General features: G+C 68.8%; 27 protein-coding genes. 8 read left to right on the top strand and 19 right to left on the bottom strand.

What is annotated here, in order from left to right:
• Nucleotides 1-118: 118 nt before the first annotated feature.
• From BJ969_RS02350 to BJ969_RS02340, 3 genes are all read right to left on the bottom strand, one after another.
• Nucleotides 119-1,078 carry an alpha/beta hydrolase gene (locus BJ969_RS02350; protein ID WP_184476864.1) on the bottom strand — a complete coding sequence of 320 codons (960 nt, stop codon included), beginning with the start codon at nt 1,076-1,078 and terminating at the stop codon, nt 119-121.
• Nucleotides 1,079-1,419: 341 nt separating this feature from the next.
• Nucleotides 1,420-2,913, bottom strand: a complete 1,494-nt coding sequence (locus tag BJ969_RS02345) for an FGGY-family carbohydrate kinase (protein WP_184476862.1) — start codon at nt 2,911-2,913, stop codon at nt 1,420-1,422.
• A 265-nt stretch (nt 2,914-3,178) separates the two neighbouring features.
• Complete coding sequence (locus BJ969_RS02340) at nt 3,179-4,594, bottom strand: L-fucose/L-arabinose isomerase family protein (RefSeq protein ID WP_184476860.1); 1,416 nt, start codon at nt 4,592-4,594, stop codon at nt 3,179-3,181.
• A gap of 340 nt (nt 4,595-4,934) precedes the next feature.
• Here BJ969_RS02340 and BJ969_RS02335 point away from each other — a divergent pair, with 340 nt between their 5' ends.
• Nucleotides 4,935-5,927, top strand: a complete 993-nt coding sequence (locus BJ969_RS02335) for a substrate-binding domain-containing protein (RefSeq protein WP_184476858.1) — start codon at nt 4,935-4,937, stop codon at nt 5,925-5,927.
• Nucleotide 5,928: 1 nt separating this feature from the next.
• On the opposite strand, the gene BJ969_RS02330 is transcribed toward BJ969_RS02335, so the two are convergent.
• The 11 genes from BJ969_RS02330 to BJ969_RS02280 form a co-directional block, all read right to left on the bottom strand.
• Nucleotides 5,929-6,753 carry an ESX secretion-associated protein EspG gene (locus tag BJ969_RS02330; protein ID WP_184476856.1) on the bottom strand — a complete coding sequence of 275 codons (825 nt, stop codon included), beginning with the start codon at nt 6,751-6,753 and terminating at the stop codon, nt 5,929-5,931.
• The gene (locus BJ969_RS02325) at nt 6,753-7,904 is read right to left on the bottom strand and encodes a hypothetical protein (protein WP_184476854.1); all 1,152 of its coding nucleotides are present in this window, start codon (nt 7,902-7,904) and stop codon (nt 6,753-6,755) included. The genes BJ969_RS02330 and BJ969_RS02325 overlap by 1 nt, the downstream gene beginning before the upstream one ends.
• 186 nt (nt 7,905-8,090) lie before the next feature.
• A complete protein-coding gene (locus BJ969_RS02320; RefSeq protein ID WP_184476852.1) occupies nt 8,091-8,678 on the bottom strand; it encodes a DUF3558 domain-containing protein in 588 nt (195 codons plus the stop codon).
• Nucleotides 8,679-8,684: 6 nt separating this feature from the next.
• Nucleotides 8,685-9,008, bottom strand: a complete 324-nt coding sequence (locus tag BJ969_RS02315) for a hypothetical protein (protein WP_184476850.1) — start codon at nt 9,006-9,008, stop codon at nt 8,685-8,687.
• A gap of 338 nt (nt 9,009-9,346) precedes the next feature.
• Nucleotides 9,347-9,853 carry a hypothetical protein gene (locus BJ969_RS02310; RefSeq protein ID WP_184476848.1) on the bottom strand — a complete coding sequence of 169 codons (507 nt, stop codon included), beginning with the start codon at nt 9,851-9,853 and terminating at the stop codon, nt 9,347-9,349.
• 15 nt (nt 9,854-9,868) lie between these two features.
• Nucleotides 9,869-10,357 (bottom strand): hypothetical protein, encoded by a 489-nt coding sequence (locus tag BJ969_RS02305; RefSeq protein ID WP_184476846.1) that lies wholly within the window; start codon nt 10,355-10,357, stop codon nt 9,869-9,871.
• A gap of 44 nt (nt 10,358-10,401) precedes the next feature.
• Entirely contained in the window at nt 10,402-11,181 is a 780-nt protein-coding gene (locus BJ969_RS02300) for a hypothetical protein (protein WP_184476844.1), read from the bottom strand.
• Complete coding sequence (locus BJ969_RS02295) at nt 11,178-11,513, bottom strand: hypothetical protein (protein WP_184476842.1); 336 nt, start codon at nt 11,511-11,513, stop codon at nt 11,178-11,180. Before BJ969_RS02295 ends, BJ969_RS02300 begins: the two co-directional genes overlap by 4 nt.
• Nucleotides 11,513-12,220 carry a YbaB/EbfC family nucleoid-associated protein gene (locus tag BJ969_RS02290; protein WP_184476840.1) on the bottom strand — a complete coding sequence of 236 codons (708 nt, stop codon included), beginning with the start codon at nt 12,218-12,220 and terminating at the stop codon, nt 11,513-11,515. The genes BJ969_RS02295 and BJ969_RS02290 overlap by 1 nt, the downstream gene beginning before the upstream one ends.
• Before the next feature lie 90 nt (nt 12,221-12,310).
• Nucleotides 12,311-12,520: a DUF397 domain-containing protein gene (locus tag BJ969_RS02285; RefSeq protein WP_184476838.1), complete on the bottom strand. Its 210-nt coding sequence runs from the start codon at nt 12,518-12,520 to the stop codon at nt 12,311-12,313.
• 19 nt (nt 12,521-12,539) lie between these two features.
• Nucleotides 12,540-13,376, bottom strand: coding sequence for a Scr1 family TA system antitoxin-like transcriptional regulator (locus tag BJ969_RS02280; protein WP_184476836.1), 837 nt, complete (start codon nt 13,374-13,376; stop codon nt 12,540-12,542).
• 204 nt (nt 13,377-13,580) lie between these two features.
• Between BJ969_RS02280 and BJ969_RS02275 the strand changes: the two genes are divergently transcribed.
• Both BJ969_RS02275 and BJ969_RS02270 read left to right on the top strand, forming a co-directional pair.
• Complete coding sequence (locus BJ969_RS02275; RefSeq protein WP_184476834.1) at nt 13,581-13,943, top strand: hypothetical protein; 363 nt, start codon at nt 13,581-13,583, stop codon at nt 13,941-13,943.
• Nucleotides 13,930-14,136: a hypothetical protein gene (locus BJ969_RS02270; RefSeq protein ID WP_184476832.1), complete on the top strand. Its 207-nt coding sequence runs from the start codon at nt 13,930-13,932 to the stop codon at nt 14,134-14,136. Before BJ969_RS02275 ends, BJ969_RS02270 begins: the two co-directional genes overlap by 14 nt.
• A gap of 48 nt (nt 14,137-14,184) precedes the next feature.
• Here BJ969_RS02270 and BJ969_RS02265 read toward each other — a convergent pair whose 3' ends face one another.
• The 4 genes from BJ969_RS02265 to BJ969_RS02250 form a co-directional block, all read right to left on the bottom strand.
• On the bottom strand, nt 14,185-16,659 hold the full coding sequence (locus BJ969_RS02265) for a glycoside hydrolase family 172 protein (RefSeq protein ID WP_246456659.1): 2,475 nt from the start codon (nt 16,657-16,659) through the stop codon (nt 14,185-14,187).
• A gap of 484 nt (nt 16,660-17,143) precedes the next feature.
• Complete coding sequence (locus BJ969_RS02260) at nt 17,144-18,154, bottom strand: substrate-binding domain-containing protein (RefSeq protein WP_184476828.1); 1,011 nt, start codon at nt 18,152-18,154, stop codon at nt 17,144-17,146.
• Nucleotides 18,155-18,269: 115 nt separating this feature from the next.
• Complete coding sequence (locus BJ969_RS02255; RefSeq protein ID WP_184476826.1) at nt 18,270-19,319, bottom strand: ABC transporter permease; 1,050 nt, start codon at nt 19,317-19,319, stop codon at nt 18,270-18,272.
• Nucleotides 19,316-20,902 carry a sugar ABC transporter ATP-binding protein gene (locus BJ969_RS02250; protein ID WP_184476824.1) on the bottom strand — a complete coding sequence of 529 codons (1,587 nt, stop codon included), beginning with the start codon at nt 20,900-20,902 and terminating at the stop codon, nt 19,316-19,318. The genes BJ969_RS02255 and BJ969_RS02250 overlap by 4 nt, the downstream gene beginning before the upstream one ends.
• A gap of 249 nt (nt 20,903-21,151) precedes the next feature.
• On the opposite strand from BJ969_RS02250, the gene BJ969_RS02245 reads away from it, so the two are divergent.
• On the top strand, nt 21,152-22,072 hold the full coding sequence (locus BJ969_RS02245) for a DUF6542 domain-containing protein (RefSeq protein WP_184476821.1): 921 nt from the start codon (nt 21,152-21,154) through the stop codon (nt 22,070-22,072).
• Nucleotides 22,073-22,186: 114 nt separating this feature from the next.
• On the opposite strand, the gene BJ969_RS02240 is transcribed toward BJ969_RS02245, so the two are convergent.
• Complete coding sequence (locus BJ969_RS02240) at nt 22,187-23,254, bottom strand: 4-hydroxy-3-methylbut-2-enyl diphosphate reductase (RefSeq protein WP_184476819.1); 1,068 nt, start codon at nt 23,252-23,254, stop codon at nt 22,187-22,189.
• A 172-nt stretch (nt 23,255-23,426) separates the two neighbouring features.
• On the opposite strand from BJ969_RS02240, the gene BJ969_RS02235 reads away from it, so the two are divergent.
• From BJ969_RS02235 to BJ969_RS02220, 4 genes are all read left to right on the top strand, one after another.
• Nucleotides 23,427-23,900 carry a lipid droplet-associated protein gene (locus tag BJ969_RS02235; protein WP_184476817.1) on the top strand — a complete coding sequence of 158 codons (474 nt, stop codon included), beginning with the start codon at nt 23,427-23,429 and terminating at the stop codon, nt 23,898-23,900.
• 317 nt (nt 23,901-24,217) lie between these two features.
• Nucleotides 24,218-25,477: an exodeoxyribonuclease VII large subunit gene (gene xseA / locus BJ969_RS02230; protein WP_343071179.1), complete on the top strand. Its 1,260-nt coding sequence runs from the start codon at nt 24,218-24,220 to the stop codon at nt 25,475-25,477.
• Nucleotides 25,478-25,496: 19 nt separating this feature from the next.
• A complete protein-coding gene (locus BJ969_RS02225; protein WP_266092409.1) occupies nt 25,497-25,904 on the top strand; it encodes a hypothetical protein in 408 nt (135 codons plus the stop codon).
• Nucleotides 25,901-26,164, top strand: coding sequence for an exodeoxyribonuclease VII small subunit (locus tag BJ969_RS02220; RefSeq protein WP_184476813.1), 264 nt, complete (start codon nt 25,901-25,903; stop codon nt 26,162-26,164). The genes BJ969_RS02225 and BJ969_RS02220 overlap by 4 nt, the downstream gene beginning before the upstream one ends.
• Nucleotides 26,165-26,254 lie beyond the last annotated feature (90 nt).

Genomic DNA, 26,254 nt, shown 5'->3' with positions numbered 1-26,254 from the left:
CTCGTCCTGCTCGGGTGGCGGAACTCGCTTGGTCGCTGCTCGGCCACTGACAGGACGAGGAGCGGGAACGCCGCTCACCCGTACACCGACGCCGTTCGGTTGCCAGGCGCAGTGCGGGTCAGCCGTGTTCGGCGAGGAAGGCGTCCATCGCGTCGACGATCATCGGGACGCTCGGGCCTGGTGTGAAGCCGTGGTCGAAGTCGTCGTAGGGGTGCAGCGCGACGTCCACGCCGAGTTCGCGCAGCGCGTCCGCGAAGTCCAGGCTCTGCTTGATCGGCACCAGGGAGTCCTTCGTGCCGTGCTGGATCAGGAACGGCGGCTCGGCACCGGAGAGATTGCGGATCGGGCTGGCCGCGTCGGCGTGGCGCGGGCACTCATTGGGCAGGCAGCCCAGGTACTTCCGCACCGTACGGCGCGAGTAGTCGGACAGCCGCGGGTTCGCCAGTTCCGCTTCGACGCTCAGGTCGGTCGGGCCGAACCAGTTGACGACACCGCGGATTCCGGTGAGCCCGCCGCCGGGTTCGTCCGGATCATCGGTGACCGCCCCGAGCTGCGAGACCAGCAATCCGCCCGCTGAGGCGCCCCACAGCACGATGCGCTCCGAGTCGAGCCGCCAGTCCCCGGCGTGCCGCTGCAGCCAGCGGACCGCTTCGGCGACGTCCTCCACCTGCGCCGGCGCGGGGCCCAGATCGCTGAGCCGGTAGTCCACGGTGGCCACCGCGAACCCCTTGCTCAGCATCCGTTCCGCCGCCAGCGACTCGGCCGCTCCACCGGCGGCGAGGCGCCCGTCGATCGCCCGATTCCCCGCGTCCCAGCCACCACCGTGCGCGTAGACGACGAGCGGGTGCGGGCCGTTGCCCGCGGGCAGGAACAGGTCGAGGGCCAACGGCCCGCTCGGGCGCTGCGCGTACACCTGGTCGGCCACGGTCCGGCTCGCTCCCAGGTCTGCGGCCGCCGCGCCGATCAGCGTCCCGCTCCCCGCTTCGGACGAGGCGAGGCATCCCGAGGTGAGCGCGGCCGCGGTCAGCACCGCCGTTCCGGCCAGCACCGCTCGCCAGACCCGCCGTGCCGAGGCCATGCCGCCCTCCCGGAACCGTTGGCTCCGATCACCGGTGCCGACCGCCAAGGACCATAACAACCCCTTCACCCGTTCGAGTGGCTCCAGCACGCCCCAGCAACAAGTCAACGGACCGTTCGACCAACCGAACCGGACAAACGGTCCGCTCACTACGAACCACAACACCGCCGCACGAGCCCCAGAAACGAGTCAACGGACCGTTCATCCAAGGGGATTGGACAAACGGTCCGCTCACTCCAAACCACAGCACCGCTGCACGAAACCGGAAACGAGTGAACGGACCGTTCGCCCAACGGGATTGGACGAACGGTCCGTTCGCTCGGAACCGCGGTGCGCGGGGGTCAGGCGTCGGCGGCGTGCTGCTGGGCCGCGAGGAAGTGCTGGATGTCGGCGGTGGCGGTGTAGAGCTCCAGGTAGCGCTGGTAGAAGGCGTCGTAGCGCTCGGTGCGGGCCGCGTCCGGCACGACGGTCCGCGCCACCGGGTTCCACTCGCGCTCGTTCACGGCGGTTCCCGTGGCCACCCCCGCCATCAGCGCGTCGCCGAAGGCGGCGCCGACGGTCTCGCTCGGAACCTGCTGCTCCTGCCCGGAGATGTCGGAGACGATCTGCGTCCACAGCCCGCCCTGGGTACCGCCGCCGACGGCGACGAGCCGCCCCGCGCGGCCACCGGCGGAGCTCATCGCCTCCAGGTTGTGCCGCACCCCGTAGCCGATGCCTTCCAGCGCGGCCCGGTACACCTCGGCCCGGCCGTGGCTGGTGGTGAGCCCGAGCAGCGCACCGCGCGCGTCGGGGTCGAAGATCGGCGTCCGCTCCCCGGCGAAGTACGGCAGCAGCAGCAACCCGCGGCTCCCGGCGGGGGCACCGGCGGCCTGCTCGACGAGTTCCGCGAAGTCGCCGTCGACGAGCCGCCGGATCCAGTCGGTCACCGCGCCGGAGGTCGCCATGCCCGCGGCGAGCGTGTAGGTGTCGGGGAAGACGCCGCAGGTCCCCCACAGCGCCGAGTGCGGCCGGGGGTCGGTGAGCACCTGCACGAAGAACATCGTCGTGCCGTACATCAGCATCACGTCGCCGGGTTCGCGCACGCCCGCGCTGGTGGCTTCGGCCCAGGCGTCGATGGTGCCGGTGGTGACGGGCAGCCCTTCGGGCAGTCCGGTCTCGGCGGCGGCCTGCGGGCCGACCTTCCCGACGATCTCGGTGGGCCACGCGAGTTCGGGCAGCGGCAGGTCGGGGGCGACGCGCTGCGCCCAGTCCTTCGACCAGTCCCGTGCCTGCAGGTCGTAGAGCGGGTCGCACTGGCTGGCGGAGTGGTGGTCGAGCACGTAGCGCCCGGTGAGCCGGTGCACCAGGTAGGAGCTGCACATGAGCAGCTTCTCGGTGCGCGCGTAGATCTCGGGTTCGTTCTTGGCGAGCCACCGGATCTTCGGCCCGACGGCTTGGCTGGTCAGCGCGGATCCACCGCGGCGCAGGATCTCGTCGGCGCCGAATTCCTCGGTGAGCTCGGCGATCTCGGTGGTGGCGCGGGTGTCCACGCCGTAGAGGATCGCGGGCCGCAGCGGGTTGCCGTCGCCGTCGGCGGGCAGCAGCACCGGGCCGATGCCGCTGACGCCGAGCCCTTCGATGCTGCGGCCTTCGGCGGCGGGCACGAGTTCCCGCACGATGCCCACGAAGTCGTTCCACCACACCGATTCCGCGTCGTGCTCGACCCAGCCCGGATGCGGGTAGGAGGTCTCGTGCGGCCGGGTCGCTCGGGCCACGATGCGCCCGTCGGTGGTGACCAGCACACCCTTGGAGCTCGACGTTCCGACGTCGACTCCGATCAGCACGCCCTCAGACATCGCCTGTTCCTCCCGCTCGTCCGGTGTTCCCCGCGGCATCGTAAAGACCTCGCCACCGGGTGATCCGCACTCCTGTCCGTTTCGGACTTCGCGGGCCGCCCGGTGGGCCATCGGCCGGAGCCCGATTCCGACCGATGGCCGCTGGACGTGGCCCGTGACCTGGTGCTGATCGGAATCGAGCCGCTCCAGGTCCGCTTTTGGCTGTGCCCGCTTCAGCTTGTTCGGCTTTGCCTCACCGGCTGAGCGCGCGCTGGAGCCGGACGGCTCAGCCCCGGGTCCACTCGTCCAGGCGCACGCCGAGCTGCTCGGCGACGGCGCGCAGTTCCGCGCGGTGGTCGCCGGGCACGGCGTGCAGGTGGTTGGCGCCGAACTTGGACAGGAACACGTCGCCGGGCGCGTCGAGCCGGGCGAACGCGTGCGGCCATTCCGGGGTGGACTGCTCGACGAGGGTGCGGTTGGTGTCGTCGTCGTAGCTCTCGAACTCGCCGAGCATCATCTGCAGCCGGTACTCCCCGGCTTCCCTGGTGAGCCTGCCGAGCGTCATCTGCCCTGGTGCGGCGATGTGCTGCACGGATGCGCCGCCCGCAGGGAAGAAGAACACCTCCGGGTAGAAGTTGACCTTCGCGAGGTTCTCCGCCGGGTCGTCGCTGCGCGCGGCGTACCAGGTGGCGTGCTGACCGGAGTTGCACAGGTCCCAGATGTCCCGGTCCGCGTGGTAGTGCCGGACGTCGGCGAACAGCACCGGGGTGCGGGCGACCTGCTTGAACAGCTGCATGGTCAGCGCGCCGTCCATGTCGGCCTCGGTGGCGCAGACGTGGGTCTCCTTCGGCCCGTTCCAGTCGTAGGGGTCGTTGAGGAAGGCCTCGGTGACGTCCATCGTCGCGAAGTTCTCGGTGAGTTCCGGCTGGCCCTTGATGCCGGAGAAGTCGAGGTGGCGTTCGGCGATGATGTCGCGGACCGCGATGTAGGAGCGGATCTGGCGTTCCAGCAGGTCCGGGGTGAGCTTCTTGCCGTCGTAGTGCACTCCGGCGGCGTGCTGCTCGATCCACTCGCGGCCCTTGCGGGCTTCGGCGGCGTCGGCCTTCTCGGCGCGCAGCACGAGTTCGTACTGGTCGATCTCTTCGACGTCGATGCCGAACTGGCGCTGCCACTGGTCGGTGTTGGCCACGGCGGTGTTCATGCCCATGGGTCGCCCGCCGAACCGGCCGAAGGTGGCTCCGCGCAGCGACTTCACCGCGGCGGCGGCGGTCGCCTGCACGCCGATGGCGGCGGCGAGTTCCGGGGAGTCGGGGGCGCCCCAGGCCCGGGTGTGCTTGCGCCCGATCTGGTCGAGCGCGCCGCCCGCGGCGAGCATCCCGACGAGGCCGGGTTCGGTGGGGTCGGTGCTGGCGACGAGCACCAGCGGGCTGCGGGTGGCGTCGGCGGCGAGCATCGTGAAGTGCGGGAACGACCAGACGGTGTAGTAGAAGACGGTGACGTCGACGTCGGCGGCGGCCACCTCGCGGGCCACGGAGGTGGCGAGCACGTTGGTGGCCACGAGGTCACCACCTGCGACGACGTCGTGCCCTGCAGCCCGCAGCGAGGCCACGAGGGCGTCCTGCTTGGCTTGGATGAATTCCGCGTTGCGAGCGTGCACATGATCACGACCGTCGGAAATGCCGACCACACCGATGCGGGCCACGGGTCCTCCCAGGTTCTGCGGAACGTGCCAGGGTTGCGTCGGGACGTGCCATTTCGGTTCGCGGGCCACGAGATCGTCGAACGGACCGGTCCGCCGACGAGCCGCCCCGCTTCGAGAACGATCTCGTTCCGGGTCGGCTCTCACCGCGCCCGGCCGGGTTCGGAGAACGCCACGGGCGTGCCTGCGCTGGGGTTCCGCGCCTGCCGCTGCCACCCGAATTCGTTCATCGATGACCGACCGGGTTATGAGCAATCGTTTTCCCGGAAGTTATTCTGGGCTTGGCGAGGCTGTCAAGGAATCCACGCCGCAACCACGCGGCCAGCCGACATCAGGAGGTCCGGTGGCGACGATCAGTGACGTGGCGGCCAGGGCCGGCGTGTCCACCGCGACGGTCTCCCGCGCGCTCAACGGCAAGAGCACCGTGGATCCGGAGCTGGCCGCGCGGGTCGCGGCGGCGGCCGACGAGCTCGGCTACCGCCCGAACGGACCGGCCCGCAACCTGCGCAAGCAGGAGACGGCGGTCCTCGCGCTGATCATCTCGGACGTGGAGAACCCGTTCTTCACCGCGATCTCCCGAGGTGTGGAGGACGTCGCGCACGCCGCCGGCTTCTCGGTCGTGCTGTGCAACTCGGACGACGATCCGGCGAAGGAACGCGAGTACTTGGACGTGGCGCTGCAGGAGCGCGTCGCGGGCGTCCTGCTGTCCCCGACCGGCCGGGAGGAGGGTGCCGCGCTGCTGCGCGCGCACGCGACCCCGATCGTCGCGCTGGACCGGCCGCTGCCGGGAGGCGGGGACACGGTCCTGGTGAACAGCGGCAGCGCGGCGAAGAACGCCACGCTGCACTTGGCGGAGCAGGGCTACGTCCGGATCGGCTGCCTCACCGGTCCGAGCGGCATGCCCACCGCGGACGCGCGCCTCAACGGGTACCGGGAGGGCTTGGAAGCGGCGGGGCTCGCGGACTTGGGCTTGGTCCGGCACACGGAGTTCCGCGCGGCCGGCGCCCGGCGCGCGGCGCGGCAGCTGCTGGACCAGGACGAGCCGCCGGACGCGTTGCTGGTCGCGAACAACGCGATGGTGGTGGGCGTGCTGGAAACGCTCGGCGAGCTGGGCCTGCGGGCGGGCCGCGACGTGGGCGTGATCGCGTTCGACGACGCGCCGTGGGCCACGTTGCTGGATCCGCCGTTGAGCGTGGTCTCCCAGCCCGCCTACGACATGGGTTCGCTGGGGGCGCAGTTGTTGCTGCGCCGCATCGGTGGTGACCGGGGTGAGCCGACCACGCGAACGTTGTCGGCTCACCTCGTCGCGCGCGGCAGCACCGAGCGCTCCACCTGAGTCACCGGACGGCGGGCAGCGCCACCGTCCGGAGCATTTCGTCGATCTTCGCGGTGAGCTTGCGCCGGTCGGCGGGGGCCACGGTGAACCACTGCCGCCCGTCGCCGCCTTCGCGCTTCTGCGTCAGGTAGCAACCGTCCGCGCCGGTGAAGAACGACACCGAGTACGGCGGCCGGCGCGTGCGTCCGACTCGCCGGTCGTGGCTGCGCGCGGTGAACACCCCGTCCAGCTCGCGTTCGGCGGTGAGCACCGTCGCCAGCACTCGCGCGTCGGCGCTCTTCACCCCCGCACCGGTGAGCGCGCTGAGCAACGTCCCGTTCGGGTTGTTGCGCCTGCGCTTGGTGGCGTTGTCGAGCACTTCGGTCGGCACGCTCGCCGTTCCGCCGCGCCCCGGGGTCAGATCGCCGATCAGCTCCACCGCGTTGCCCGCCGGGCCGCCGTACTCCTGCCTGCTGAGCACGATGTCCTGCAGGTCATCGTTGTTCTCACCGTCGGCTTGGTACGCCTGCACCGTGGCGCGGCCCTGTTCGACGCAGACCGCGTTGAACGAGGTGCCTCGCTTGGCGTGCACCGCCACCCCCACCGCCAGCGGCGGTTTGGTCAGCAGCTGCCACGCGTCGTCCAGGAACGGATGCAGATCATCGCGTTCCAGGTACCCGAGGCGCGCCAAGTCCTGGCTGCCCGCGCGGGAAGCGCGGGTGCGCTCGTCCTCGGTGGGTTCGCCCGCCAGCCGCCCCACCCGCAGCAGCGGGTGGATGTGGCTGTCGAACCGCTCGCACAGGTAGGCGGCGGCGAGCGGGCTGATCGACATTCTGCCTCGGCTCATCAGCGGTCCTGGTTCTCCCAGTCGCCGAAGACCGGCGGGGCCACCGCCCGCATGTCGTTGGTGAACACGTCTTCCTCCTCGATGAGCCAGCTGGGCCGCTCGCGCTCGGCGTCCTCGCCCTGCTGACCGCCGCGCTGACCGGCACCGCCCATGCCCGCACCGGGCGCACCCGCGCCACCGCGGCCGGCCGCTCCGGCACCACCGGCCGCGGACGCACCGCCACCGGCGCCACCGAGACCGCCGACCCCGGCACGACCACCGGCCCCAGAACCGGCACCGGCACCGGCACCGGCACCTAGACCACCCGCGCGACCACCGGCACCACCGGCGGAACCACCGGCACCACGACCGCCCGCGGCGCCACCAGGACCACCGCCCGGCGACGGCGCCCAGCGACCGTTGTGCGGGTTCTGCCGCTCCCAGGCCCCCGTGCGCGGGTTCTGCCGGTACAGCGTTCCGTCGGGACCGCGCACGACACCCGGAGGCAGACCACCGCTCGGCGGAGCAGGCGCCCAAGCCGAACCGGACCCGGCCGGAGGAGCCCCCGCACCACCGGACCCGCCACCCAGCGACGGAGCACCGCCACCGGAGACGGGCGACGAAGCCCACGACGAGGAACTGCCCGCAGGCGCCCCACCACCGGAGGAAAGGCTGCTGAACTGCGAACTCCCCATCGCACTCTGCGCGGAAGGAGTCGTGGCACCGACCGGAGTCGCGTTGGCCGGCTCACCGGGCATCGGCTGGAACTCGGGAACCGCGGCGAGGTTGGCCTCGGTCTCGCGCTTGTAGCGCTCCTGAACCTCGGTCGCCCGGTCGTTCGTCAGCTGGAAGTCTTCTTGCCGCTCTTCGTAATCACTCGCCCAGCCGAGGTACCAGGTGTCGTCGTAGTCGTCGACCCACCCCTTCTCCGGCGGATCAAGCTGAACCGGACGACCATTGCTGAGCGTCTCGCCCTCGCCGGGAATCTCGTGGAACGTCGAGTTCTGCGTGGTGGCCTGATTCGCCAGCGCCTTGCTCACTGCTCCGGCGGTCTCAGAGGCGGCCCTGGCGTGCGGCACGATCTCGTTGATCGATGCGTTCGCCGCGTCGGCAGCACGGCCTTCGTGCGCGGACTCGGCGTCGCCAAGAGCGGCCTCGATGTCCGTCGCCAACTGCTCAAATCGACTCTTTGCCTGTTCCCACGCAGCACTTCCGTGGTTCATCGCGCTCGGCAGCGATCCAGAGTCAGGCGACCCGCCCATATCTGCGCGCAACTGCTTCGCCACACCGGCGAAGCACATGCCAGAGCCAGTAATCCCGCTAAATTCGGATACAGGAGAAGACATATTCAACCTTTTTCACTTCGCCGAAGGAAGACCGGGAACAGACCGCTCGAGTGCACCCTTCGCATACGAGCACGGATCAAACTTCTCACCTGGGGGAGTGTCAAACGCAAAGGAAAACAAGATCTGATCATCCTTGGTGGCGAGATAGATTCCACAACTACCCGATTCCGGCGGAGCGTTATTCGCTTGCACCGCAGGATGCCCGGCGATCTCCATCTCAGCGAAGTCGACATAACTCGCCGCAGACTCCCGATACTGCTGAATGGAACGCCCAGGGATAGCGCTCAACGCGACCGAGGTCTCCCCACCAGGAGACTGCCACTCACACGAGTCCGGCATCGTCGGGTCCAGCTGATTCGGTGTGACCTCACCCGTCGGCTCCAACCCCATAGCTTGAGCGTCGCCAGCTTTCAAAAGGTCACACGGACTCGCCCCCGAGGCTTCGCGCGGATCCTTGACTTCCGACGGCTTCTCATTCGGCACCGTCGACTGAGAGCCATCACCCCCGGCTTGATCTCCAATAGCGCAGCCAGAGACAAGGATCGCCGACGACGCCAGCAAGGACAGGAGGCGCACCGCAGACGAATTCCAGATCTTCATTTACCTTTACGCCCGCCCAACTTGATTGGCGTCAACCGTCGCATTGTCGTCAGCCTGCCTGTACTCTTCCAGGGTCTGGCGATATGACTCGATTTTCGCCGTCAGCTTTTTAACAATTTCCCCAGCCGTTCCCTGCAACGAGGCATCGACCCCACTTGCGCGCGCTTCAAACAGCTCTCGCGCCGTCGCAGTTGTAGCGTCTTTCGCGGTCAACTCACCTGGCATCGCCATTTGAGAACTCTGCGTCAGTCGCCTAGCTTCATCCCGAGCATCTTCGAGCTTCCGGATCGCACCTTCAAGTGCTTCTGGGTCAATTCTGAACCCGGTCATGCTTCCTCCCCTGGCATGTCCACGCGTCAGCTGAGCATGGTGCACGCTCGGGCATCCACGCGTGCGCGAACCTACTCAACTACCGGTATGACGATCAACACAGTAGTTGATGACGCGCCGAGGGTGATCGCCACCCGTTCAGCCCAATGGTTTCCAAGGCAGAGATTTGCACATTCCGTTGACCTGCATTGACGGCGATTCACAGCGATGATCAGCGGGTGTGCCGACGGCTCCGAGCCGACCAGGACTGCGCCGATGGGGAGAGTGAGATCTCAACCGGACCGTGACCGTGCTGCCACCTGGAACGAGCAAGACGGCACCGTGCCGAGCCGAACCGCTCACCGCAGTCCCGGAATATCCGATCGCAATGCCGTGAACGTGACGATCGTGGCCACGAACGACAGGAACGCGGGCAGGAACAGGAAAGCCGTGTACACGAGAAGTTCGACGCCGCCTTCGGAATCCAAGTGGAGGGAAAACGCCGCCAGCGCGCTCAAGGCGAACACGCCTCCCATCAGAATGACCGAACCGCGGCGGCTGCCGGTTGCACCGTTCGCCTCCAGCCATCCGGTCTTGAAGTACGACCGCGCCGTAAGCGTGAAAACGCCGTGCATGAAGCCGAACAGCGCTGCCACTGCTGTCAGCATCGCTGTGAGCACCGCGAAGCTGCCCACGGAAACCAGGAAGAACGGCGCCGGAATTCCAGCCGCGCCCACCATCGCGGAGACGAACAACAACGGCAGTCCTGCCCCCAGCAGGCATCGCTTCGCGTGTCGAATCCACGCAGCGGAAACCGGGATGTACCTCGGCGGTGGCGGCGGGCCGTACGGGATGGAGACGACCATCAGAGCCTTCCTTCATCACCACTGTGGAGGCTCAGGGCGCACTGACTTGAACATCAGCCACCACGCGATTCCAGCCATGAACATCGGGGCCGCCATGAATACCAGGTAGAGCACGAGTTCCGCGTCCAACACGATCGGCCCACTGCTTCGATCTGCTGAAGTACTGATGATGAGCGCCAGGAGAGCCTCGGAAAAACCGTTCATGACGACAGTCCCGATGCACAACACCAACGCCTGCCGGACGAGTACCCTGGATCCGGCGACGTCGAAGAACCCGCCGCGGAAATACGACTGACTCAACAAGACGGACAAACCCAGCAGCCAGCCAAATAATGCGAACATTCCTACCGTCAGCGCAACCCCGATAGAAAGCGTGTTCTCAGAGACCGGCAGGAAAAAAGTCCATGTCACGCCGACCACCGCAATGATCGGGTATCCGATCATCAGCGCTAAACCCGTGAGCAGCAGACGCAGCTTCTTCGTGCGTTCCCACTCGGGCGACACAGGAATGAACCTAGGCGTCGGCCCAGGGCCAGTAGGAATCGGAATCATCGGACCTCCCAGTTGGACCCATCACCATCGCTGGCACTGCCGTCACCCAGATCGACGCCATTGTTCGGCTTCGTCCACTGCTCACCTAGGCCATCGATGGCACTGCTGATGATCTGGACCTGCGAGTTGATCGGCTGAACGGTGGCGTAGAAAGCAGTCACAGCAGCCCCGATAAGACCGACGACCACGGAAGCGACTCCGGCGATACCGACGACAGCCGCCGGTGCCGTGACGATCCCCGCCAACCCGGCGATTGCACCCACCAGCCCCACCGCGAATGTAACCACCGCGACCCAGACAGCCACCCAGAACATCTCAATGGCGTTGGCTAACGAATCTAGCGCCGTAACCATCTTGTCGGCGGCACCCTGAATGCTGGTCACCGCACCGGACTGCCCGGGGACAAGAGCCTTGTACGCCTCGGCAGCTCGCCCTTCCCATTCGATGTTACTGCGATGCTTATCCAAGTTGATAGCACCGGCGACATCTTTCAGCGACGCCGAAACCTGATCGGACCACTGCTTCGAAATCTCACGCAGAAGGTCAACTTGACCAGGTTTTTGAACAAATTCGTTGATGTCCTCGAAAATCTTCAAATGGATCTTCCCGAACTCTTCCATCCCCTTTTTGATCGGTTCGATCAGGCGCAGGAAGGCTTCGGGCACCCAGCTCAACACTTGATTGACGCCGTCGTAGAGCTTCTGGACCATCTCTTGCACTTCGGTGAGCTTTCCGCTCACCATGTGGATGACGTCATCTCCGGCGGCTGCGGTCACGGGTGTTCTCCAAGAAGATTGTTCAGCTCGTGTACGGCGGCGTCGTCGTCGGCTTGGTACTGCTCGGCCGCAGCTGTCAGATCGTCGGCTATCTTGTTGAAATATTGCTGCCCTTGGCCGAGCAAGTCTCCGATCGCGGTGCGCAGCTCTTCCAACGTGTCGTCCAAGCCGAGCTCATCACTGAAGTAGAACCTGTCAGCGTCGTTGATCCGCGCGGCTTCCACCGCCTGCTTTGGGCCGTTCATCGCTTCGGCTTGTTCGCGCCACAGGGCTGCGTCGGTGTGCATGGCGTCGAGGGCGGTTTTGATGCCTTCTCCGTTCGGGGGTGCCATCAGGGTCCCTTCGGGGGGTCGGTGACGAAGCCGAGGCGGCGGAGGAATCGCTGCGGGTCGCTCGCCAGCGCGAACAGTTGGGAGATCGCCGGACTCTGCGGTCCGTTGGCCACATCGCCCGGGGAGGTTTTGCTGCGCAGGACTCGTAGGACGTCGGCGAGTTCGCGTTCGATCTCGCTGTTGCGCGCGGCGCTGCACCAGGTCGCGTCGATGACGAGGTCCAGGATCTGGCCTTGTTTCGACGTTCCCCGGACGTGGCCGCCGCTGCTCTGGCCGGACACCATCGCGCCGACGGCGTCGGTCATCCGCTGGTTGAACGCCTCCAGGTCAGCGGACACGGCGTTGATGAGCTGCATCGCGTCCGCGGCCGTGATCGGCTCATCGGAGGCGGCGATGCCTTCGACCGGCTTCGCCGGGGCCTCTGGCGGAGCGGATTGCACGAGCTCGGCCTGTGCCGTCGCCGCTCGCATGGTCGCGTCGTTCGCGGCGGCTACGACGTGCGTGGACAGGCTGCGCGGATCAGTCGTGCCCTTCCAGCCGGAGGCCAGCTCGACCGAGCGGAACTCGCCGGTGTCGGTCACGTGGACCGTGACGACACCCGCCGGGTCCCGGCCGCGGAGCAGGTCGTCCGCCGAGTCCGATCGCTCGGAGTTCCGGGCCGCCTCGGGCTCTAGATCTTCCTCGTTCAGCTGCCACCGTTGATCCACGGGTCGGCACCCTACCTAGACCAGGCGGTACCGGTGTTGATTCGCGGAAACTCCGACGCCACAACAGCCGAGCAACCGTGCCGAGCGCTCTCAGCCGTCGAGCCGGCCCGCTTTCACGGCCCCGAGGAAGGCGCCGAACGCGTTCGCGTCGAAGTTCAGGATCGGGCCGGTGGCGCCGAGTTTGGAGTCGCGGACCGCGGAGCGGTCGGCGGATAACGCGACCTCGACGCACGCTCCGCCGTTGGCGTTGCTGCGGGTGGACTTCCGCCAGTTCACGGCCGGTGTGTCCTGGGCGGTCACGGTGCCACCTTCTTCTGTCCTATTCGAGCTTCCCGAGTGCGTCCCGGATGAGCTCGGCCGAAGCGGACTCGCTGAGCGCTGCGACCCTCAAACGGTTGAACGCAACGGTATAGGACTTGAGGTGTTGCGGACCAGCAAGATAATCCGCGTTCGTCAGACCCTCCAGGTAGAGGATCGTCTTCTCCGGCTCGGCGAGGTTGAGGATGGTGAACGGCGATCCCAACGCCAGGTGCGCCCAGTCGGACAGCGGCAGGACCTGCAACGTCACGTGCTTCAGCTTCGCCACGTCCAGCAGCACGTCGAGCTGTTCGCGCATGACCTCGCCGTTTCCCACGACACCGCGAATCGCCGGTTCGCCCAGGACGACCGACAACTCCGGAGGATTCGGCGAGGTGAGCCGCGCGCGGCGAGCGACGCGACTGTCCGCGATCCGCCCCACGTCCTCCGGTCGCACGGAGATCGCCTGCTTGAGCAATGTTTCGGCGTAGGCCTTCGTCTGCAAGATGCCCGGGATCATGTCGCCGTAGTGGATCAGCAGTTCGCCGGCCACCGATTCCATGCCCACGTATGACCGTGCCCAGTCCTGCACCCGCCCGTAGCTGCCGCGCTTGCGCGCTTCCTTCGCCAGCTGGTGGATGCGTTCGGTCCGGTCGCCGTCGACACCGCAGCGCTCGGCGATCCGGTCCAGCTCGGCGGCGGAGATCGTGCGGGCACCGTTCTCCAGCTTGGACACCTTGGAGACGTCCCAGCGCAGCAGGTCGGCGATCTCCTTCGGCTCCACTCCGGCCGCTTCACGCATCCTGCGCAGTTCCAAGCCGAGTTCGAGCCTGCGGATGACCGGCCCCGGGTTCGTCACGCTGCCTCCTAGATCGCTCCGCGACAGTCTGCCGCGTACCGCTCGAAAACATGATCCCCCTAAAGGGCGACTATCTAGATGGCATTGCCGCTTATAGATTCGACTTAGCGGCGATCCGACGTCGCTGACGTGGGGTCGGTGGTCTCCCCTCCTCCCCGACCGGGCCACCGGCTCCACGTCTCCAGCCGATTTCCGGGGGTGGCAATGCTGTCCGGAGTTGAGTCCTCGTTCCTCCCGCACCTCGCGGCGATCCGCGCCAGCGTGCGGGCCGGGTTCCGGTTCCAGCACGTGCCGAGCCGGGGCGAAGTCCTCTCGGTGCACGGATTCCGGGCCTCGCACGGCGCGATGGACACCTACGTCGCGCACGACCGGCACGACGCGACGGCCGCCCGCTACCGGCTCGCGGACCTCGACCGGGGCACTCCGCAACCCCTGTGGCAACGGCACGGGAACGTCGCCGACGTCGTCACCGAACTGCTCGAACTTCCCCCGCACGGCGCTCCCGGCGCGCCCGGCCGCACCGGGAGCGCGAGTGCCCTCTGGCTGCCCTCTCATGTCGTCGCCTGACCCCGCCCGCGGCTGGCCCGGCGTGTTCACCAGTGACCGGGTGCACCACGTCTCCCCGGCCAACGCGCGGCGGATCTCCCATGGCGCGCAGCGGAATCGGCTCGGCCTCGCCGACTGCGGCGCGGTCTGCGCGCCACCCACCCCGAACCAGTGGCCGCTGACCGCCTGCCCGCTCTGCTACCCCCGGACATGACGGTGCCCGGTGGTCGACGAACCACCGGGCACCGTCAGCGGGAATCGCTCAGTACTGGAACACCTCGTACCGCGAAGCCGTCCACGGCGGGGCGCCCTGCACCGGGATCAGTTCCACCCGCACCTTGCCCTTGCCCTCCGTCAGCGCGGCGGGCAGCTCGAAACCGTCGTCCAGCCAGCGGTGCGTGCCGTTGCCCAAGGGCTGCAACCAGGTGCCCGCCGACTCGCCGTCGACCCGCACCTCCACCTGCTGGTAGGCCTGCGCTTGATCGCTGAGCCTGCGCAAGTGGGCACCCGCGTTGTCCTCGCCGAGCTCCACGTCGAAGCTCACCGGACCCGTCGACGCCGCCACCTGGCCGCTGCGCTCCACATCGGTTCCCTCGAAGCGGGACTGCAACGGCTCGACCGTCTCGCCGCCCGCCTCATAACCGTGCGAATCGCGGCTGCCGCGGTCCGACAGGTCGAGGTCGTCGACCTTCTCCTGCGACACCGGATGCCCGCCGTACCAGTACGCCGTCGAGCTGTAGTCGCCCGGCTCGTCGTTGTTCGGACCGTGCTCGATGTCCGCGATCAGGCCGTCGTTGAACGGCATCGCGTCCGGCACCTGCAAGCGGTACGCGCCCGTGCAGTCGTACTGGCAGCCGTCACCGTTGAGCTCGTGCGCCGGGTTGCCGGCCAGCGGCATCGAGAACGTCGTGCCGTCGCGGAAGTACCAGCCCGACTCGTAGTAGTCCTCGCTGCCGGTGCCGTGCCACGCCGGGCTCGCCGAACCGTTGACGTAGAACCGCTCGTCGCCCTCCAAGTAGTTGCGCTGGTTGGCGACCGCGTTCGTCTCCGGCATCGACAACGGCTGGTTGCGGTGCGTGGCCGCCGCGTTCGGCGGGATCAGGCCGCGCATCGTGTGCGTCACGCCGTAGAACGTGCCCGAGCCCTTCGCGTCCAGGAAGTTCCAGTCCTGGCCCTCCACGGTCCGGCCGCGGTGGTGCGTGGCGTTGAAGTAGCCGGTGTTCTCGTCGACGTCCTTCGGCGCCGTCGAGACCTCCGCCGTCATGCCCTCGATCGGCACGCCGCCGCCGTTGACGATCTCCACGGTCGCGCTCTGGCTGAACGGCATCGGCCACCACGAGGTGTACCAACCGCCGTCGCCCGGATCGATCGACGTCATCATGCTGCGGACGTCGTACTCACCGAGGCCGGAGCCGAAGAACTCGCCGATGGGGGCGTCCACCGTCGTCTTGCCGTCGAAGGTGATGCGCAACCGCGCCGATTCCAGCACGTGCTCCGAGGCGGTCACCTCCTCGGGGCTGAAGCCGTAGCGGCCCAGCAGCTTCTCCCGCGCGAACACCGCGTTGTCGATGCGGTAGCCGTGCGCCGCCTCCTCACCGGGATGGGCGGGGCCCACGTCGAGCACGTCGGTGCGCACCCACTCGCCGTCGACCAGGCTCTGCACGTCGTAGCGGAACTCGTTGACGTCCAGCGACGAGGACACGAACCGGCTCGCGACCTCCACCGAGGACTTGCCCGCGGTGAGCTCGGCGGGCACGTCGATCGCCTGCACCGCCCAACCGCCCGGCGCCGCCGGACCGCTGCGCCACTCACCCGCGGGGGCGCCGTCCACGCTGAGGGTGGCCACCTGGTCGGCGACCTGCGGGTCGGAGCGGCGCACGATGCGCACGCCCTCGTTGTCCGGGGCCACCGCCGCGTCGAACCGGCTGCCGCCGCCCGCGCCGAACGCGCGACCGTCGTCGACGACCCGCGGGCTCGGCACGATCTGCGGGATGCGCAGCCGCAGCTCGTTGATCTGCCCAGGCCCCTCGATCTGCGCCACCGGAGCCGCCGTGCCCGGGACGACGCCGAAGTCGCGGCGGGTCGGCTGCGCCTCCGGGTCGGTGCCCTTCGGGTCCGCGACGCCGAACATCCGCAGCCGCGCCAGCACGTCCTCGGCGGGGTCCGACGGGTCGAAGGTGTCCACGCCCTCCGCGTCGCCGAAGGAGCGGTAGTCCACGTGGTAGAAGTTCGGGTTGTTCTGCACCGTCACCCGCATCGACTCGCGGTACGGCATCGGCACCTTGATCACCGCGCCGCCCGCCGAATCGTCGGCGTTGCCGACCAGCGGCCATTCGAACGGCGCGCCGACCCGGCCGCTGACCACGTCGATCAGCGGGGCGTCGAGCACCGTGCGGCCGTCCAGCTCGATCACGATGTTGCCGGTGCCGGTCACGTCGCCCCACGGTTCGCGGGTGAACCAGATCGAGGAGATCTCGCCCGCACCGGCCCGTTCCGCGATCACGCAGCCGCGGTCGCTCTCGCGCAGGCAGGAGAAGGTGCCTTCGAAACCGTCGTCGTTGCTGCCGTCGCGGGCGAAGCTGGAGAACTGGCCCGTCTGCTCCGAGCCGCGCAGCTGGGCCAGACCGTCCGGCTCGCGGTAGGTGTCCCAGCCGACGCTGCCCTTGTCCGCCGCGCGCTGCTGCGCCGAACCCTGAGCGGCGGCCTGCGTCGGGCCGTGGCCGGAATCAGCGACCATCGCGGCGGCCGCCAGGGACGCGACACCGAGAAACGCGCCGAACCTCCTCGGCAGCCGTTTCGCAGCGCGCAGCGCGTCACTACTGCGGTCTCTCATCAAAGCTCGCCCTCCCCACATCACTATCCACAGTGGACAGCGTTGTCCTGGTCATTCGACGGTGGTGCGCGGTTGGGATCGGATCGGTCGGTCCCCGGAACGCGGGCGCGCAAGATCACGCGCTCCCTTTCAGACCGCAGCGTAGGAAGAAACCGGTGCCTCTCCAAGGAACATCGCGGAACCGACGGAATCCGGAGTACGAAATTCACTCATTAAGATGGTCACCGGCGCGAGGCGGGAGCCACTACCACCAACCAGGTGGATTTGATTCCTTTTCGGTGACAGCTGGTATTGCCAAAGAAAGTCGCACGCCAGGACAACTTCGCCCTAGCGTGCGACCTGCACCTTCACCGAATCAGTAACCGTATGTGGTAAGCGGGAGTCTCGCTCAACCCTGATTCAACCGGGCGTAGACCTCGCCCGCGTTCTCCTTCGTGATCAATTCCGTAGGAAGGGTTTGCTTCTTCTCCGTCGGCCGGCAATCCACCAGGATCTTCTTCGCCGCCTCGACGGCCTCCTCGCCGCCCGTCGGATTGAGGAAGGTGGCCTGCAAACGTCCTTGCTCCACGGAACGAATACCGCCGGCCTCGATCGGCAGGCCATCGATGCCGACGAATTTCAGCTGCTGCGCCCGACCGGCCGCCTCCGCCGCCAGGTACGCGCCCTCGGCCATCGGGTCGTTGTGCGAGTACACCGCCTGCGCGTCCGGGTGAGCCTTGAGCAGCGCGTCCATCTTCTCCTGGCCCAGCGACCGCTCCCAGTCCCCGTCGCCCTGCCCGATGATCTCGATCTTCGAGCCCTCGATGCCCTGCATGAAGCCGTCGTGGCGCTCACCGGCCGGCGTCGACCCGGACAGGCCCCTGATCTCCAGGATCTTGCCGCCGTCCGGGAACAGCACGTCCTTGAAGTACTCCCCGGCCTGCCTGCCGATGTCGACGTTGTCCACACCGATGTACGTGGTGTACGCGTCCCCGTTGACCTTGCGGTCCAGCAGCACCACCGGAGTGCCCGAGTTGTATGCCTTGCGCACCACGTCGGTCAGCGGTGCCGCCTCGTTCGGCGAGATCATCAGCAGGTCGACCTGCTTGGTCAGGAACGACTCCACGTCGCTGACCTGCTTGGCGTTGTCCTTGCCCGCGTCCGAGAACTGCACGTCCTCGAACTGCGGCACCTGCTCCGCCGCTTTGCGGATGTCCGCGTCCATCCGCACCCGGTACGGCTCGGCGAGGTTCGCCTGGCTCATGCCGATCGTGTACTTGCCGTCCGGGCCACCGCAGCTCTGCCGCGGATCCTGCGGTTGGGCCTGGCCGGTGTTCTCGCTCGTCGTGCCGCACGCCGCGGCGGTGACGGCCAAGGCGGCGCAAGCGGCTGCGAACGCAGACCTCGTTGTCTTTCGCATCGTGCTTCCTTCCCGAAGAACTCCAGGGACGCGTCGAGGGGGCGGGTGGAATCGGAGGGACCGGGAACGGCTTCGCGGAGCCAGGACCGGCTGACGGGATCGGAACGGGCCGGAGTCAGGCCGTGGGGCGCAGCCGCTGCAACGCCGCGGCGGCCACGATCACCAGACCCTTGATCAGCAACTGCATGTCGGTGTCGACGCTGTTGAGGCTCAGGATGTTGTTGAGGATGCCCAGCAGCAGCGCGCCCGCGATCGTGCCCACCACCGACCCGCGCCCACCTGCCAGGCTGGTGCCACCGACCACGACCGCCGCGATGCCGTCGAGCTCGTAGGCCAGCCCGTCGTTCGGGCTGCCCGCGTTGAGCTGACCCGCGTGCACGATGCCCGCCAGCGCGGCGCAGAAACCGGACAGCGCGAACGCGACGATCTTCACCCGGTTCACCGGCACACCGGACAGGCGCGCGGCCTTCTCGTTGCCGCCGATCGCGTACAGGTGCCGCGAGTAGGCGCTGTAGCGCAGGAACAGGATCGCCGCGACCGCCACCACCGCGAAGATCAACGCCGGGATCGGCACCACACCGCCGAACGTGCGCTCCCCCAACAGGGAGAACAGCATCGGCGCCTGGCCCTCGCCGTCGCCGTAGGAGATCTGCACGGTCTCGCCGCCCGACCACATCCGCGCCAGACCGCGCGCGATGTTCAACCCGGCCAGCGTCACGATGAACGCCTGCACGCCCAGCAGCGCCACCGCCGCGCCCTGCAGCACGCCGAAGATCAACCCGATCAGCAGCACCAGCAGCGCCGCCAGCAGCACCCCGAAGTCGTCGTTGACCAGCAGCACCGCCGACCCCACCGCGGCCAGCCCCAGCACCGAGCCCACCGACAGGTCGATGCCGCCGATCAGGATCACGAACGTCAAACCGACCGCGATGATCCCGATCTCCGACACCGCGCGCACGATGTTGAACAGGTTGTCGCTGGTCAGGAACAAGATCTGGCCGTCGTCGCCGCGCGGGGACAGCACGATCGCGGCGAGGAACACCGCGACCAGGCCGAAGAAGCTCTGGAACCGGAACAGCGTCTCCGCCACCTCGCGGCGCGACGGGCCCCGAGGTGGCTCCGGTGCGCTCGGCGAAGCCTCCCGCTCGTGCGTCTGCTCGCTCATCGTGCGCCTCCCCCCGCGACGGGGCCGCGCCCCGCCTCGACAGCCGATGACTCGTCCTGCGACACCTTTTCCCCCATCGCGGCGGCCAACAATTCGGCTTCACCGGCCTGGGTGGTGTCGAACTCCGCCACGCTTCGGCCGTGCCGCAGCACCACCACGCGGTGACACACGCCGGTCAGCTCCGGCAGCTCCGAGGACGCCAGCAGCACGCCGATGCCCCGCGCGGCGATCTCCCCCAGCAGCTCGTAGATCTCCGCCTTCGCGCCGATGTCCACGCCGCGCGTCGGCTCGTCCAGCAGCAGCAGCCGCGGTTCGGTCAGCAGCATCCGGCCGAACACGACCTTCTGCTGGTTCCCGCCGGACAAGGTGCCCACCGGATCGGCGATGCGGCCCAGCTTCACCTTCAGCCGCCGCACGCTGCGCTCCGTCTCGCCCGCCTCCGAACTCCGCCGCACCAGGCCACCGAATCTGAGCCGGTCCACCACCGAGAGCACCATGTTCGCCTGCACCGAGTGCCCCAGCACCAAGCCCGCGGCGCGGCGGTCTTCCGGGACGAACGCGATGCCCTTGCGCAACGCCTCGCGGGGGCCGCCGGGCCGCACCGGCTGCCCGTCCAGCAGCACCGAGCCCTCCCAGCGCCCCGCCGAACCGGCGCCGAACAACGACTCCAGCAGCTCCGTGCGCCCCGACCCGAGCAACCCGCACACGCCGACGATCTCGCCGGCCCGCACCGACACGTCGATGCCGTCGGGTTCCCGCCTGCCCACCCGGTGCCTGCGCGGCCGCACCCGGAAGTCCGACACCGACAGCAGCTCGTCACCGGGCGGGCTCTCGTCCTGGTTGCGGAACAAGGTGCGCACCGAGCGGCCCACCATCGCCTCCGCCGCCTGCTCCGCGGTGAGGTCGCGAGCGTCGAACTCGGCCACCCACCGGCCGTTGCGCAGCACCGTCGCCCGGTCGGCGACGGCGCCGATCTCGTCCATCCGGTGCGAGATGTAGACGATGCCGGTGCCGCGCCTGCGCAGCTCGGAGATCACCGCGAACAGCCGCTGCACCTCGGAGTTCGACAGCGCCGAGGTCGGCTCGTCCATGATCAGGACCTTGGCTTCCAGCAGCAGCGCCCGCGCGATCGTCACCAGCTGCTGCTCGCCCACCCGCAGCTCGCCCACCGGGCGCGACGGGTCGAGGTCGATGCCGGTGCGCTGGAGCAGCTCGCGGGTCCGCTGCGCCATCCGGCGGCGGTCCACCACACCGGCCCGGCGCAGCTCGCGGCCCAGGTAGAGGTTGTCGGCGACCGACAGCGCGGGCACCAGGTCGAGCTCCTGGTGGATCATCGCGATGCCGGCCTGCTGGGCATCCGAGGGCTTCGCGAACCGCACCGGGTTCCCGTCGACCGCGACGGTGCCCTCGTAGTCGGCGATGTCGCCGGAGAGCACGCGCATCAACGTGGACTTGCCCGCGCCGTTCTCCCCCAGCAGCGCGTGCACTTCGCCCTCGTGCACGGTCAGGTCCACACCGTCGCACGCCAGGACACCGCCGTAGCGTTTGGTGATGCCGGTCAGCTCTACCAGTGGCGCCGTCATTCGAGTTCCCCCCGCCATCCGACCGCTGTCACCCGAAGCAACCGACGAACACGAGAAAACGATTGCTCGGACGCTAAGAGTTTCCAGTTGCTTGTGTCAAGGTTCACAGTCCACCCGCCCGAGGCTCAGCCGCCATTCGGCCGCGCCTGGGATCACACAACGGTCACGAGGGCACGAAGCACCGCAGGTCCGCGATCAACTTCCGGAGAGGTCGTTCCACGCCCGTTCTAGACCGTTACGGTTGTGCGCGTGACCGCCACTCGCGAGCGCCAGAGCGCCCCCACTCCCGACAACGGCGCCCCACAATGGGCAGAACGGTCCGCTTTCGGCAGCCGTGGCGTGCCCCTATGGGGAGCAGTGCTGATCGCGGCGGGCGGCACCGCGCTGGGCGCGGTGATCGACCTGATCCTCAGCGGCACCCCCGGATTGATCTTCAAGATCGGCCTGATCGTGGGATGCCTGGCCTCGGTGGCGCTGGTGCGGCGGGGCAACCTGTTCGGGCCGATGGTGCAGCCCCCGCTGGTCGCCACCGTGGTGATGCCGATCCTGGTCGTGCTGTTCGGCGGCGGCACGAACAGCAGCGGCATGATGGGCAAGGCGCTATCGGTCGTGCAGCCGCTCATCGCGGGCTTCCCGATGATGGCGATCACCACCGCCGCCAGCCTCGCGTTCGGCCTCGTGCGGATGTTCTGGCTCCAGCGCGCCGACCAGGACGACATCGACATCTCCGACACCCCGACGAAGAAGCGCCGGCCGGTCAAGCCGCCGAAGGAGACCGGGCAGGACGCCGCCCGGCAGCCGCGCAAGCGCTCCGCCGACGGCGAGCGGCGACCCGCCGCCGGCCCGCGCGGTGAACGCGGTGAGCGGGGTGAGCGGAACAAGGCGCGGCGGCCCGCTTCCGAACAGGGCGGACGCCCCCGCGACGGGGCCAAGCGCGACCCGCGTCCCGAACGCGGCGACCGGGCCACCCCGCCGGCCCGCGGCGGCGAACGCGGTCGCGGCACGCCCCCCGGCCGCACCGGCTCCGGTGGCCGCGGCCAGCCCGGCAGGGCCGCCGACCGCGGCGAAGGACGCCCCCGCCCCGCGCCCGGCCGCGGACGGCCCGAACCGAAACCCGACCCGCAGCGCAGGCCCCGCAAGCCGCGGCGCGACGACGACTTCTTCGGCTGAGCCGGACGCGCACGGCCGAGCCACCGCTCGCCTCGGCCTCGCGAACCCCGCCGAACGCAGCACGGCCCGCCGGACCATTCGGTCGAGCGGGCCGCACTTGGATCCGGAGTCGGGTCAGCGCACGCTCTTCGGGGCGTCCGGGTTCTCCTTGAGGTCCTTGCGCAGTTCCTTCGGCAGCGAGAACTGGATCTTCTCGTTCGCCGTGGTCACCTCTTCGACCTCACCGTCCCAGCCGCGCTGCGACAGGTGGTCCAAGACCTGCATGACCAGCACGTCCGGCACCGAGGCACCGCTGGTCACGCCGACCGTGGTCACGCCCTCCAGCCAGGACTCCTCGATCTGGTCCGCGTAGTCGATCAGGTGCGAAGCCCGCGCGCCCGCCTGCAGCGCGACCTCGACCAGGCGCTTCGAGTTCGACGAGTTCTGCGAACCCACGACCAGCACCAGATCGCACTCCGCGGCCATCGCCTTCACCGCGATCTGGCGGTTCGACGTGGCGTAGCAGATGTCATCGCTCGGCGGCGCCTGCAGATCCGGGAAGCGGCCCTTGATCTGGTCGACCCGCTCCATCGTCTCGTCGACGCTGAGCGTGGTCTGCGACAGCCACACCACCTTGTTGGGGTCCCGGACGTTGACCTTGTCCACGTCCTCCGGCTTGTCGACCAGCTGCACGCGGTCCGGCGCCTCGCCCGCGGTGCCCTCGACCTCCTCGTGGCCCTCGTGGCCGATCAGCAGGATGTCGTAGTCGTCGCGGGCGAACCGGTTGACCTCCTTGTGCACCTTCGTGACCAGCGGGCAGGTCGCGTCGATGGTGCGCAGGTTGCGGGCCTTCGCCTCCTCGTGCACCGCGGGGGCGACGCCGTGCGCGGAGAACACGACCAGCGCGCCCTCCGGGACCTCGTCGGTCTCCTCGACGAAGATCACGCCGCGCTCCTGGAGGGTCTCCACCACGTGCTTGTTGTGCACGATCTCCTTGCGCACGTACACCGGCGGACCGTAGGTCTCCAGCGCCTTCTCCACCGTGATCACCGCGCGGTCCACACCGGCGCAATAGCCACGGGGTTTGGCGAGCAGCACGCGCTTGGCGCGCCGGCCCTCCGGGGTCGTCGTGTCCTGATCGGGGGTGCCCTGGTCAAGGTCGCCTTGGGCGAGGCGATCGGCGGCCTGCGGCGAGGTGCTCATACCTGCCAGGGTACGGACCACCTCGCGACGGGTCAGCCCTGCGGCCACCCACCTCACCCGTACCGCGCGTCACCGGTCCCGCGCCCGGCGGAGCCCACCGGCCGAGCGCGGGGGCGAACCTCATGTCCCAGGACGATGGTTTCCCACGCGCGAGTGCGGGAAGGTAGGGCCCATGTCGACGTATCCCTTGCCGATCCGGGTCGCGGCCGGACTCGCGACCGTCACCGTCGAACAGACCCGGCAGCTGCCCGCGCAGCTGCTCGGCCTGCCGCTGACCGTGGCCAGCCAAGCGCTGCAGCTGTCCATGCGGGTGCAGCAGCAGATCACCGAACTGGCCATCCGCGGCGACGAGACGCTCAGCGCCTGGCAGGGCACCGAGGACGAACCCGAATGGGCGACCTTCGACGAGGACGAACCACCGCCCCCGGCGGAGCAGCGGCTGGTGAACGTCGCCGAACCCACCGACGGCTCCGACGTGCTCGCCGAGTACGACGGCATGAGCCTGCCGCAGCTGCGCGGCAAGCTCCGCGGCTTCTCCGCCGACGAAGTCGAGGAGTTGCTGGAGCACGAGCAGCGGAACGAGAACCGCGTCGAGTTCGTCCGGATGCTCACCAACCGCCTAACCCGCCTCCGCGGCGAAGACTGACGTCTGCCTGGATCCGCCTCCTGGTCTGCGTAGTGGGGCAGGTGGCGGAACCTCAGTGGATTTCTCGCTGCGGGATCTTTTTCCCGAGTGGCTCCGCCACGAGGGAAAAAGCTGTCCTCGCGAGAAATCCACTGAGAACCCGCAGGTGGTCGGCTTTTCGACGTGGGCTATGTGCTTCGCACATACAGGCACGGCCTCCGGCCGCCAAGCAGGCTTGCTTCGCCGCCCAAAGCACGGCTACGCCGCAAGGCACGGCTTCGGCGGTTGGGGTCGTTGGGGGTGGGGGCGCCGTATGATCGCGCCGCTGTTGCACGGACGTGGAAGGAGCGGTCCTGAACGCACCCGCCAACCAGGCGCCGACCAGCGCGGAAGAACCGTGGCCGGTGCGCACCGTCGCCCGCAAGATCGCCGACTGGATCCACCGGCTCGGCAACATCTGGGTCGAAGGGCAGATCACCCAGATCTCCAACCGCCCCGGCGCCGCCACCTCGTTCCTCACCCTCCGCGACCCCTCCGCCGAGGTGTCGCTGACGCTGACCTGCGCGTCCTCGCTGCTGCGCAAGCAGGATCCGCCGCTGACCGACGGCAGCCGCGTCGTGGTCCACGGCAAGCCCACGTTCTTCGTCGGGCGCGGCACGCTGAGCCTGCGCGTCGACGAGATCCGCGCCGTCGGCATCGGTGAACTGCTCGCCCGCATCGAACGGCTCCGGCAGCTGCTCAAAGCGGAAGGCCTGTTCGACCCGGCCCGCAAGCGCCCGCTGCCGTTCCTGCCGAACAAGGTAGGCCTCATCACCGGACGGGCCTCCGCCGCGGAGCACGACGTGCTCAGCAACGCGCGGCTGCGCTGGCCGTCGGTGCGCTTCGAGATCCGCAACGTGGCCGTGCAGGGCTCCACCGCGGTGCCGCAGATCCTCGACGCGCTCGGCGAACTCGACCGCGACCCCGAGGTCGACGTGATCGTGCTCGCGCGCGGCGGCGGCAGCGTGGAGGACCTGCTGCCGTTCTCCGACGAGACCCTGTGCCGCGCGGTGTCGACCTGCCGGACCCCGGTGATCAGCGCCATCGGGCACGAACCGGACTCACCGCTGCTGGACCACGTCGCCGACGTCCGCTGCTCCACGCCCACCGGAGCGGGCAAACGAGTCGTACCGGACATGGCCGAGGAAACGCAGCGAGTGCACCAACTGCGCGACCGCGCGCGACGTGCGCTACACGGATGGGTGGATCGTGAGCGCAGGCTGCTCGACTCGCTGCGCAGCCGCCCCGCGCTCGCCGACCCGCACGGCCCGCTGGCGCGCAGATCAGAGCAGGTGCAGGTGGCCCGGGACCGCGCGCGACGGGCCATCACCGGCGTGCTCACCGCCGAAGGGCACGCCATGACCGCGACTCGATCTCGCTTGACGACCCTCGGTCCTGCGGCCACTCTTGCTCGCGGGTACGCGATCGTGCAGCGCGTCGACTCCGACGGAGCCGACGGAGTGCTCCGGTCGATCGAAGAGGCTCCGGCGGGAACCACGCTGCGGGTGCGGGTCGTTGACGGAGCGGTACGCGCCGTGGTGCCCGACGGATCGGAGTAGCAGAACGAGGGAGGTCGTGGTGCAGGGACAACAGGAGCCCACATTCCTCCCGTTGACGGTCGCCGTCACCCGCTCGCCGCAACTGCGCGACGCGGAGCGGGTTCGGCAATGCGTCCACGAGGCGGACGCGGCGGCGGTCGGGTGCTGGAACGCGCTGCTCGGCGGCTGCGATTCCACCGAGCGCAGGACGCTGCCGGTGAAGCTGCGGGCGCTCGCCGACGCGGCCTCCGCCTACGCGGGGACCCGGTGGTGGGTCGGTCACGGTTCCGGACATCGACGTAGGGTCACCGAAGCGCAGTTGCGCATCAACGACGCGGTCCGCGAAGGCGACGGCGCCGAGTTCGCCGAGGCGTTCATCGGCTACGACCAGGCCATCGCGACCGCCGTGGTGTCCGTGCCCAGCAAGCTGGAGAGCCCCACCCCGTGACGAACAACGAGCAGGACGAGCACTTCGACCCGGTCGCCGACCACCCGGACGTCGCCGAACTCGGCTACGAACCGGCCCGCGACGAGCTGGCCGACGTGGTCAAGCGGCTCGAAGCCGGCGGCCTTTCCCTGGAGGAGTCGCTGGCCCTCTGGGAACGCGGCGAAGCCCTCGCGACGGTGTGCGAACGCCACCTCGCGGGCGCCAGGGAACGCGTCGACCGCGCCCTCGCCTCCGTCGAGGAACCCGGCCAACAGCAGTAGTGGGCTCGCCCACGTGACCCGGCTTCGGGGTGGGCGATCTGCGAAGATCCCCGGTAACGAGTGCGGCGCGCGGAGCCGGCGCGCCATGCC

It is taken from the genome of Saccharopolyspora gloriosae (assembly GCF_014203325.1).
Taxonomy (GTDB): domain Bacteria; phylum Actinomycetota; class Actinomycetes; order Mycobacteriales; family Pseudonocardiaceae; genus Saccharopolyspora_C; species Saccharopolyspora_C gloriosae.
The sequence above is the reverse complement of the archived record's forward strand: the minus strand, read 5'-3'. Positions and strand labels throughout refer to the sequence as shown.